Source organism: Escherichia sp. WS1265 (genome assembly GCF_046487585.1).
Classification (GTDB): domain Bacteria; phylum Pseudomonadota; class Gammaproteobacteria; order Enterobacterales; family Enterobacteriaceae; genus Escherichia; species Escherichia coli.
On record NZ_JBJQJE010000002.1, the window covers coordinates 89410 to 100367 of the forward strand.

8 protein-coding genes and 2 tRNA genes are annotated in these 10958 nt (G+C 49.8%); 9 read left to right on the forward strand and 1 reads right to left on the reverse strand.

All coding sequences use genetic code 11. The features are described from left to right. Window positions 1–55: 55 nt before the first annotated feature. The 6 genes from ftsH (at window position 56) to ACJHX3_RS02805 (ending at window position 7001) form a co-directional block, all read left to right on the forward strand. Window positions 56–1990 (forward strand): ATP-dependent zinc metalloprotease FtsH, encoded by a 1935-nt coding sequence (gene ftsH, locus ACJHX3_RS02780; RefSeq protein WP_001107467.1) that lies wholly within the window; start codon window positions 56–58, stop codon window positions 1988–1990. An 89-nt stretch (window positions 1991–2079) separates the two neighbouring features. Then, the gene (folP, locus tag ACJHX3_RS02785) at window positions 2080–2928 is read left to right on the forward strand and encodes a dihydropteroate synthase (protein ID WP_000764731.1); all 849 of its coding nucleotides are present in this window, start codon (window positions 2080–2082) and stop codon (window positions 2926–2928) included. Continuing rightward, window positions 2921–4258, forward strand: a complete 1338-nt coding sequence (glmM, locus tag ACJHX3_RS02790) for a phosphoglucosamine mutase (protein WP_000071137.1) — start codon at window positions 2921–2923, stop codon at window positions 4256–4258. The genes folP and glmM overlap by 8 nt, the downstream gene beginning before the upstream one ends. Before the next feature lie 227 nt (window positions 4259–4485). Continuing rightward, window positions 4486–4818 carry a preprotein translocase subunit SecG gene (gene secG, locus ACJHX3_RS02795; protein WP_001295556.1) on the forward strand — a complete coding sequence of 111 codons (333 nt, stop codon included), beginning with the start codon at window positions 4486–4488 and terminating at the stop codon, window positions 4816–4818. A gap of 14 nt (window positions 4819–4832) precedes the next feature. Continuing rightward, window positions 4833–4919 (forward strand) — tRNA-Leu (locus ACJHX3_RS02800). 456 nt (window positions 4920–5375) lie between these two features. Further along, window positions 5376–7001, forward strand: a complete 1626-nt coding sequence (locus ACJHX3_RS02805; protein WP_001469259.1) for a phosphoethanolamine transferase — start codon at window positions 5376–5378, stop codon at window positions 6999–7001. A 7-nt stretch (window positions 7002–7008) separates the two neighbouring features. On the opposite strand, the gene argG is transcribed toward ACJHX3_RS02805, so the two are convergent. Next, window positions 7009–8352, reverse strand: a complete 1344-nt coding sequence (gene argG, locus ACJHX3_RS02810; protein ID WP_000207680.1) for an argininosuccinate synthase — start codon at window positions 8350–8352, stop codon at window positions 7009–7011. A 347-nt stretch (window positions 8353–8699) separates the two neighbouring features. On the opposite strand from argG, the gene ACJHX3_RS02815 reads away from it, so the two are divergent. The 3 genes from ACJHX3_RS02815 (at window position 8700) to nusA (ending at window position 10950) form a co-directional block, all read left to right on the forward strand. Further along, a tRNA-Met gene (locus tag ACJHX3_RS02815) sits at window positions 8700–8776 on the forward strand. 206 nt (window positions 8777–8982) lie between these two features. Further along, window positions 8983–9435, forward strand: a complete 453-nt coding sequence (rimP, locus tag ACJHX3_RS02820; RefSeq protein ID WP_001300397.1) for a ribosome maturation factor RimP — start codon at window positions 8983–8985, stop codon at window positions 9433–9435. Between the two features lie 27 nt (window positions 9436–9462). Further along, entirely contained in the window at window positions 9463–10950 is a 1488-nt protein-coding gene (gene nusA, locus ACJHX3_RS02825) for a transcription termination factor NusA (RefSeq protein WP_001031055.1), read from the forward strand. Window positions 10951–10958 lie beyond the last annotated feature (8 nt).

A 10958-nucleotide genomic window follows, 5' to 3' on the forward strand; every position in this document is an offset into this window, starting at 1 on the left:
TATCCTGACGCTGTTTTTAACACAGTTGTAATAAGAGGTTAATCCCTTGAGTGACATGGCGAAAAACCTAATACTCTGGCTGGTCATTGCCGTTGTGCTGATGTCAGTATTCCAGAGCTTTGGGCCCAGCGAGTCTAATGGCCGTAAGGTGGATTACTCTACCTTCCTACAAGAGGTCAATAACGACCAGGTTCGTGAAGCGCGTATCAACGGACGTGAAATCAACGTTACCAAGAAAGATAGTAACCGTTATACCACTTACATTCCGGTTCAGGATCCGAAATTACTGGATAACCTGTTGACCAAGAACGTCAAGGTTGTCGGTGAACCGCCTGAAGAACCAAGCCTGCTGGCTTCTATCTTCATCTCCTGGTTCCCGATGCTGTTGCTGATTGGTGTCTGGATCTTCTTCATGCGTCAAATGCAGGGCGGCGGTGGCAAAGGTGCCATGTCGTTTGGTAAGAGCAAAGCGCGCATGCTGACGGAAGATCAGATCAAAACGACCTTTGCTGACGTTGCGGGCTGCGACGAAGCAAAAGAAGAAGTTGCTGAACTGGTTGAGTATCTGCGCGAGCCGAGCCGCTTCCAGAAACTCGGCGGTAAGATCCCGAAAGGCGTCCTGATGGTCGGTCCTCCGGGTACCGGTAAAACGCTGCTGGCGAAAGCGATTGCAGGCGAAGCGAAAGTTCCGTTCTTTACTATCTCCGGTTCTGACTTCGTCGAAATGTTCGTCGGTGTGGGTGCATCCCGTGTTCGTGACATGTTCGAACAGGCGAAGAAAGCGGCACCGTGTATCATCTTTATCGATGAAATCGACGCCGTAGGCCGCCAGCGTGGCGCAGGCCTGGGCGGTGGTCACGATGAACGTGAACAGACTCTGAACCAGATGCTGGTTGAGATGGATGGCTTCGAAGGTAACGAAGGTATCATCGTTATCGCCGCGACTAACCGTCCGGACGTTCTTGACCCGGCGCTGCTGCGTCCTGGCCGTTTCGACCGTCAGGTTGTGGTTGGCTTGCCAGATGTTCGCGGTCGTGAGCAGATCCTGAAAGTTCACATGCGTCGCGTACCATTGGCACCCGATATCGACGCGGCAATCATTGCCCGTGGTACTCCTGGTTTCTCCGGTGCTGACCTGGCGAACCTGGTGAACGAAGCGGCACTGTTCGCTGCTCGTGGCAACAAACGCGTTGTGTCGATGGTTGAGTTCGAGAAAGCGAAAGACAAAATCATGATGGGTGCGGAACGTCGCTCCATGGTGATGACGGAAGCGCAGAAAGAATCGACGGCTTACCACGAAGCGGGTCACGCGATTATCGGTCGCCTGGTGCCGGAACACGATCCGGTGCACAAAGTGACGATTATCCCACGCGGTCGTGCGCTGGGTGTAACTTTCTTCTTGCCTGAGGGCGACGCAATCAGCGCCAGCCGTCAGAAACTGGAAAGCCAGATTTCTACGCTGTACGGTGGTCGTCTGGCAGAAGAGATCATCTACGGGCCGGAACATGTTTCTACCGGTGCGTCCAACGATATTAAAGTTGCGACCAACCTGGCACGTAACATGGTGACTCAGTGGGGCTTCTCTGAGAAATTGGGTCCACTGCTGTACGCGGAAGAAGAAGGTGAAGTGTTCCTCGGCCGTAGCGTAGCGAAAGCGAAACATATGTCTGATGAAACTGCACGTATCATCGACCAGGAAGTGAAAGCACTGATTGAGCGTAACTATAATCGTGCGCGTCAGCTTCTGACCGACAATATGGATATTCTGCATGCGATGAAAGATGCTCTCATGAAATATGAGACTATCGACGCACCGCAGATTGATGACCTGATGGCACGTCGCGATGTACGTCCGCCAGCGGGCTGGGAAGAACCAGGCGCTTCTAACAATTCTGGCGACAATGGTAGTCCAAAGGCTCCTCGTCCGGTTGATGAACCGCGTACGCCGAACCCGGGTAACACCATGTCAGAGCAGTTAGGCGACAAGTAAGTTCCCGCATCAGATGACTGTATTTGTACCAAAAACCCCGGGGCGTGCTCCGGGGTTTTTTCTTATCAATTCATACCAGGGATAACATTATGAAACTCTTTGCCCAGGGTACTTCACTGGACCTTAGCCATCCTCACGTAATGGGGATCCTCAACGTCACGCCTGATTCCTTTTCGGATGGTGGCACGCATAACTCGCTGATAGATGCGGTGAAACATGCGAATCTGATGATCAACGCTGGCGCGACGATCATTGACGTTGGTGGCGAGTCCACACGTCCAGGGGCGGCGGAAGTTAGCGTTGAAGAAGAGTTACAACGTGTTATTCCTGTGGTTGAGGCAATTGCTCAACGCTTCGAAGTCTGGATCTCGGTAGATACATCCAAACCAGAAGTCATCCGTGAGTCAGCGAAAGTTGGCGCTCACATTATTAACGATATCCGCTCCCTTTCCGAACCTGGCGCTCTGGAGGCGGCTGCAGAAACCGGTTTACCGGTTTGTCTGATGCATATGCAGGGAAATCCAAAAACTATGCAGGAAGCCCCGAAGTATGACGATGTCTTTGCAGAAGTGAATCGCTACTTTATTGAGCAAATAGCACGTTGCGAGCAGGCGGGTATCGCAAAAGAGAAATTGTTGCTCGACCCCGGATTCGGTTTCGGTAAAAATCTCTCCCATAACTATTCATTACTGGCGCGCCTGGCTGAATTTCACCATTTCAACCTGCCGCTGTTGGTGGGTATGTCACGAAAATCGATGATTGGGCAGCTGCTGAACGTGGGGCCGTCCGAGCGCCTGAGCGGTAGTCTGGCCTGTGCGGTCATTGCCGCAATGCAAGGCGCGCACATCATTCGTGTTCATGACGTCAAAGAAACCGTAGAAGCGATGCGGGTGGTGGAAGCCACTCTGTCTGCAAAGGAAAACAAACGCTATGAGTAATCGTAAATATTTCGGTACCGATGGGATTCGTGGTCGTGTAGGGGATGCGCCGATCACACCTGATTTTGTGCTTAAGCTGGGTTGGGCCGCGGGTAAAGTGTTGGCGCGCCACGGCTCCCGTAAGATCATTATTGGTAAAGACACGCGTATTTCTGGCTATATGCTGGAGTCAGCACTGGAAGCGGGTCTGGCGGCTGCCGGTCTTTCCGCGCTCTTCACTGGCCCGATGCCAACACCGGCCGTGGCTTATCTGACGCGGACTTTCCGCGCAGAGGCTGGGATTGTGATATCTGCATCGCATAACCCGTTCTACGATAATGGCATTAAATTTTTCTCTATCGACGGCACCAAACTGCCGGATGCAGTTGAAGAGGCCATCGAAGCGGAAATGGAAAAAGAGATCAGCTGCGTTGATTCGGCAGAACTGGGTAAAGCCAGCCGTATCGTTGATGCTGCGGGTCGCTATATCGAGTTTTGCAAAGCCACGTTCCCGAACGAACTTAGCCTCAGTGAACTGAAGATTGTGGTGGATTGTGCAAACGGTGCGACTTATCACATCGCGCCGAACGTGCTGCGTGAACTGGGGGCGAACGTTATCGCTATCGGTTGTGAGCCGAACGGTGTAAACATCAATGCCGAAGTGGGGGCTACCGACGTTCGCGCGCTCCAGGCTCGTGTGCTGGCTGAAAAAGCGGATCTCGGTATTGCCTTTGACGGCGACGGCGATCGCGTGATTATGGTTGACCATGAAGGCAATAAAGTCGATGGCGATCAGATCATGTATATCATCGCGCGTGAAGGTCTTCGTCAGGGCCAGCTGCGTGGTGGCGCTGTGGGTACATTGATGAGCAACATGGGGCTTGAACTGGCGCTGAAACAGTTAGGAATTCCATTTGCGCGCGCGAAAGTGGGTGACCGCTACGTACTGGAAAAAATGCAGGAGAAAGGCTGGCGTATCGGTGCAGAGAATTCCGGTCATGTGATCCTGCTGGATAAAACCACTACCGGTGACGGTATCGTTGCTGGCTTGCAGGTGCTGGCGGCGATGGCGCGTAACCATATGAGCCTGCACGATCTTTGCAGCGGCATGAAAATGTTCCCGCAGATTCTGGTTAACGTGCGTTACACCGCAGGTAGCGGCGATCCGCTGGAGCATGAATCAGTCAAAGCTGTGACCGCAGAAGTTGAAGCGGCGCTGGGTAGCCGTGGACGTGTGCTGTTGCGTAAATCCGGCACCGAACCGTTAATTCGCGTGATGGTGGAAGGCGAAGACGAAGCGCAGGTGACTGAATTTGCACACCGCATCGCCGATGCAGTAAAAGCCGTTTAAAACGATAAATGGCTGGCTAAAAAGGCGGCGATTGTCGCCTTTTTTCTCAGCGAACACATCGGTTTTGCTGTTTTTTTCCGCAGTTGATACAATGCGATAAAATTGCCCTTGCGAAGGTCATTCGCTTTGGTTAGTATTCACACCCGCTTCAGTGGGAAAGATTAAAAACTCCCGCTTTATTGGTTGAAGCATTGGTACGCGGCAACTCCGCAAGGAACAGGTTGATTATGTACGAAGCTCTTTTAGTAGTTTTCCTTATTGTGGCAATTGGCCTTGTTGGTCTGATCATGCTGCAGCAAGGTAAAGGCGCTGATATGGGAGCCTCCTTCGGAGCAGGCGCTTCCGCTACGCTGTTTGGTTCAAGTGGTTCTGGTAACTTCATGACCCGCATGACGGCGCTGCTGGCAACGTTATTCTTCATCATCAGTCTGGTGCTGGGTAACATCAATAGCAATAAAACCAATAAAGGTAGCGAATGGGAAAACCTGAGTGCGCCGGCGAAAACCGAACAAACTCAGCCAGCTGCTCCGGCTAAGCCGACCAGCGATATCCCGAACTAAAAAGTAGTATCCGTGCCGAGGTGGTGGAATTGGTAGACACGCTACCTTGAGGTGGTAGTGCCCAATAGGGCTTACGGGTTCAAGTCCCGTCCTCGGTACCAAATTCCAGAAAAGAGACGCTGAAAAGCGTCTTTTTTCGTTTTGGTCCTGGTCTGAGGAATGGTTGTCAGGTATCTGTATCTCGTCCAGTTGCTTTACTCGTAGCTGGTACTTTGAAACGATGGTATCGGTACGCCTTAGTTATAAACTTTTCCCTTCTGCTGACATAATTGGCACTTTATTGTGTCAACTCCAGTTCCGGTACGAATACGGATATGTTTACTTCTCGATAAACCATCCTGCTCCTGTCAGTATAACTACTGATGGCTACGTTCTGCGTAATGTTTAGAGACGCATTGATAATGTTATTTAATTACTGAGAACAATGGCCGCATCATTTAAAAAGAAAAAACTAACAGTGTTTCGGTCTGATATGGATCAGAGTTGAAAAACATGTCTGATATAAAATTGAACATTGTTGATAATTGTTTATATTGGTTGTGAACTTGGATTTCTGGATGACAGTATTCAACAAATTTGTTAGAAGTTTTAAATCTCATTGGTTGTTGTATCTTTGTGTTATTGTTTTTGGTATTACGAACTTAGTCGCCTCTTCCGGAGCGCATATGGTTCAGCGATTGCTGTTCTTCGTTCTGACCATCCTGGTTGTTAAACGTATATCATCCCTTCCGCTTCGCCTGCTTGTTGCCGCACCATTTGTGTTACTGACAGCGGCAGACATGAGTATTAGCCTCTATTCATGGTGTACCTTTGGTACAACTTTCAATGATGGATTTGCGATTAGTGTGCTGCAGAGTGATCCGGATGAAGTTGTCAAAATGCTGGGGATGTATATCCCTTATCTATGTGCTTTTGCCTTTTTATCCCTTCTTTTTTTGGCAGTAATAATAAAATATGATGTTTCCTTGCCGACGAAAAAAGTGACAGGAATATTATTGCTGATTGTCATTTCGGGCAGTTTATTTTCCGCTTGTCAATTTGCTTATAAAGATGCAAAAAATAAAAAAGCGTTCAGTCCATATATACTAGCGTCGCGATTTGCTACCTATACACCGTTTTTCAATCTCAATTATTTTGCTTTAGCAGCGAAAGAGCATCAAAGATTACTCTCAATTGCAAACACGGTGCCGTATTTTCAATTATCAGTCAGGGATACAGGTATTGATACCTACGTGTTGATTGTGGGGGAGTCTGTACGCGTCGACAATATGTCTTTGTATGGATATACACGCTCTACGACACCGCAAGTCGAAGCACAAAGAAAACAGATCAAACTGTTTAATCAAGCAATAAGCGGTGCACCTTACACTGCGCTGTCGGTTCCCCTTTCTTTAACTGCTGATTCCGTTTTGAGTCATGACATTCATAATTACCCCGACAACATTATTAATATGGCTAATCAAGCAGGATTTCAGACTTTCTGGCTAAGCTCGCAATCCGCTTTTCGGCAGAATGGTACAGCAGTTACCAGTATCGCCATGCGCGCCATGGAAACAGTCTATGTCAGAGGATTTGATGAATTGTTGTTGCCGCATTTATCGCAAGCGTTACAGCAAAAGACGCAGCAAAAGAAATTGATTGTTCTTCATTTAAATGGAAGCCATGAACCGGCTTGTAGCGCCTATCCGCAATCCAGCGCCGTGTTTCAACCGCAGGACGATCAGGATGCCTGCTATGACAACTCCATTCATTACACAGATAGTTTGCTAGGTCAGGTTTTTGAATTATTAAAAGATCGCCGCGCCTCGGTCATGTATTTTGCCGATCACGGCTTGGAACGCGACCCTACGAAGAAGAACGTCTATTTTCATGGAGGCAGGGAGGCCAGCCAGCAGGCATATCATGTCCCGATGTTTATCTGGTATAGCCCCGTTCTTGGGGATGGCGTTGATCGTACAACGGAAAACGATATCTTTTCCACTGCGTACAATAATTACCTTATTAATGCGTGGATGGGGGTAACAAAGCCGGAACAGCCGCAAACGCTGGAGGAAGTGATTGCACACTATAAAGGAGACTCACGGGTTGTAGATGCAAACCATGATGTTTTCGATTTTGTGATGCTAAGAAAGGAGTTTACTGAGGATAAGCAAGGTAACCCCACCCCTGAAGGGCAGGGTTGATGTCGAATTACTGGCCTTTATTTTCCAGATTCTCCACCTGCGGCACGCCCGAAGCGGCAGAGGAGGAGAGCAGGCCAGTTTTGGCATAACCGAAAAGTTTCTCGCGGGTATCGGTGATATCCAGGTTACGCATGGTCAATTGACCAATACGATCATCTGGTGAGAACACCGAGTCGCCTTTTTCCATCGTCAGACGCTCTGGCTTGTAGGTCAGGTTCTCTGAGACGGTATTCAGGATTGAATAATCGTTCCCACGGCGCAGCTCCAGGGTAACTTCACCAGTGATTTGGCTGGCAACCCAGCGTTGCAGAGAGTCACGCAGCATCAGCGCCTGGGAGTCAAACCAACGCCCCTGGTACAGCAGACGGCCCAATTGACGTCCATGCGCATGATACTGCTCAATGGTGTCTTCGTTGTGAATACCGGTCAACAGACGTTCATACGCAATGTGCAGCAGTGCCATCCCCGGAGCCTCGTAAATACCACGGCTTTTCGCTTCGATGATACGGTTTTCAATCTGGTCGCTCATGCCCAGGCCGTGACGACCGCCGATGCGGTTAGCTTCCAGCATCATTTCTACGTCGTCGCTAAAGGTTTTACCGTTCAGCGCCACCGGATGACCTTGCTCAAAGCGTACTGTGACTTCTTCTGCCGGGATCTTCACGCTCTCATCCCAGAACTTCACGCCCATAATCGGGTTGACGATTTTGACGCTGGAGTTGAGGTATTCCAGATCCTTTGCTTCATGCGTTGCACCAAGCATGTTGGAGTCCGTGGAGTAGGCTTTTTCGACAGACATTTTGTAGTCGAAACCGCAGGCAATCATAAATTCAGACATTTCATGACGACCGCCCAGTTCATCAATAAAGTCAGTATCAAGCCACGGTTTGTAAATCTGCAGTTCAGCATTGGTCAGCAGACCGTAACGATAGAAACGTTCGATATCGTTTCCTTTATAGGTGCTGCCGTCACCCCAGATATTCACGCCATCTTCTTTCATGGCAGCAACCAGCATGGTGCCAGTCACGGCGCGGCCCAGCGGCGTCGTGTTGAAATAGGTCAGGCCGCCAGTGGTGTTATGAAATGCGCCACACTGAATAGCGGCAATACCTTCGGCCACCAGTTGTTTGCGGCAGTCGATCAGACGTGCGTTCTCCGCGCCGTATTCCATGGCACGACGAGGGATCGCATCATAATCCTCTTCGTCTGGCTGGCCCAGATTTGCAGTATATGCATAAGGAACCGCTCCCTTTTGTCGCATCCACAGCAGTGCGGCACTGGTGTCCAGACCGCCGGAAAAAGCGATACCAATACGTTGACCTACCGGGAGATGCTTGAGAATCGTCGTCATAAAATAACACCCTGCTTAATTAACTGATGATGAGCCTGGAATTCCGCTCTCACTGAATTTTTATGCAAAATAAATGAGTTTTCATTTAATCATCTTTTATCGGAGACAGGAAGAGTTTAGTGTGTTTTTTGTAAAATAATGCGCTTAAGGGAGAGCAGGAGAAGGCAAAAGTATTCAACAAATGAAAGTGAACTGGATATTCATTCACGTGATTAGCAATAAACGTTGACAAAATGTGGCATGGATCACTATAATGCTTACAGATTTTACGTCCCGTCTCGGTACACCAAATCCCAGCAGTATTTGCATTTTTTACCCAAAACGAGTAGAATTTGCCACGTTTCAGGCGCGGGGTGGAGCAGCCTGGTAGCTCGTCGGGCTCATAACCCGAAGGTCGTCGGTTCAAATCCGGCCCCCGCAACCACTTTCCCTTAGAGTCCTTTTTCAAATATACTGTGAAGACTTCGGCCTTCGTAGTGGGATTTGAAAAAATCCTTCTGGAAAGTGCTCCAGACCGCAGTTGCGGTTATAGGGTTCAGTTATATAAAGCCCCGATTTATCGGGGTTTTTTGTTATCTGACTACAGAATAACTGGGCTTTAGGCCCTTTTTTTATGTCTTGGGGGTGGGCTTGTCCACATTAGAGCAAAAATTAACAGAGATGATTACTGCGCCAGTTGAGGCCCTGGGTTTTGAACTGGTTGGCATCGAATTTATTCGCGGTCGCACATCCACACTGCGCATCTATATTGATAGTGAAGATGGCATCAATGTTGATGATTGTGCTGATGTGAGCCACCAGGTAAGTGCTGTGCTGGATGTTGAAGATCCCATCACCGTTGCTTATAACCTGGAAGTCTCCTCACCGGGTCTCGATCGCCCACTGTTCACGGCTGAACACTACGCCCGTTTCGTCGGAGAAGAGGTGACTCTGGTTCTCCGCATGGCGGTACAAAACCGTCGTAAATGGCAGGGCGTTATCAAAGCGGTAGACGGTGAAATGATCACAGTTACCGTCGAAGGTAAAGATGAAGTGTTCGCGCTGAGTAATATCCAGAAGGCGAACCTGGTTCCCCACTTTTAATAGTCTGGATGAGGTGAAAAGCCCGCGATGAACAAAGAAATTTTGGCTGTAGTTGAAGCCGTATCCAATGAAAAGGCGCTACCTCGCGAGAAGATTTTCGAAGCATTGGAAAGCGCGCTGGCGACAGCAACAAAGAAAAAATATGAACAAGAGATCGACGTCCGCGTACAGATCGATCGCAAAAGCGGTGATTTTGACACCTTCCGTCGCTGGTTAGTTGTTGATGAAGTCACCCAGCCGACCAAGGAAATCACCCTTGAAGCCGCACGTTATGAAGATGAAAGCCTGAACCTGGGCGATTACGTTGAAGATCAGATTGAGTCTGTTACCTTTGACCGTATCACCACCCAGACGGCAAAACAGGTTATCGTGCAGAAAGTGCGTGAAGCCGAACGTGCTATGGTGGTTGATCAGTTCCGTGAACACGAAGGTGAAATCATCACCGGCGTGGTGAAAAAAGTAAACCGCGACAACATCTCTCTGGATCTGGGCAACAACGCTGAAGCCGTGATCCTGCGCGAAGATATGCTGCCGCGTGAAAACTTCCGCCCTGGCGACCGTGTTCGTGGCGTGCTCTATTCCGTTCGCCCGGAAGCGCGTGGTGCGCAACTGTTCGTCACTCGTTCCAAGCCGGAAATGCTGATCGAACTGTTCCGTATTGAAGTGCCGGAAATCGGCGAAGAAGTGATTGAAATTAAAGCAGCGGCTCGCGATCCGGGTTCTCGTGCGAAAATCGCGGTGAAAACCAACGATAAACGTATCGATCCGGTAGGTGCTTGCGTAGGTATGCGTGGCGCGCGTGTTCAGGCGGTTTCTACTGAACTGGGCGGCGAGCGTATCGATATCGTCCTGTGGGATGATAACCCGGCGCAGTTCGTGATTAACGCAATGGCACCGGCAGACGTTGCTTCTATCGTGGTGGATGAAGATAAACACACCATGGATATCGCCGTTGAAGCCGGTAACCTGGCGCAGGCGATTGGCCGTAACGGTCAGAACGTGCGTCTGGCTTCGCAGCTGAGCGGTTGGGAACTCAACGTGATGACCGTTGACGACCTGCAGGCTAAGCATCAGGCGGAAGCGCACGCAGCGATCGACACCTTCACCAAATATCTCGACATCGACGAAGACTTTGCGACTGTTCTGGTAGAAGAAGGCTTCTCGACGCTGGAAGAACTGGCCTATGTGCCGATGAAAGAGCTGTTGGAAATCGAAGGCCTTGATGAGCCGACCGTTGAAGCACTGCGCGAGCGTGCTAAAAATGCACTGGCCACCATTGCACAGGCCCAGGAAGAAAGCCTCGGTGATAACAAACCGGCTGACGATCTGCTGAACCTTGAAGGGATAGATCGTGATTTGGCATTCAAACTGGCCGCCCGTGGCGTTTGTACGCTGGAAGATCTCGCCGAACAGGGCATTGATGATCTGGCTGATATCGAAGGGTTGACCGACGAAAAAGCCGGAGCACTGATTATGGCTGCCCGTAATATTTGCTGGTTCGGTGACGAAGCGTAATAAACTGT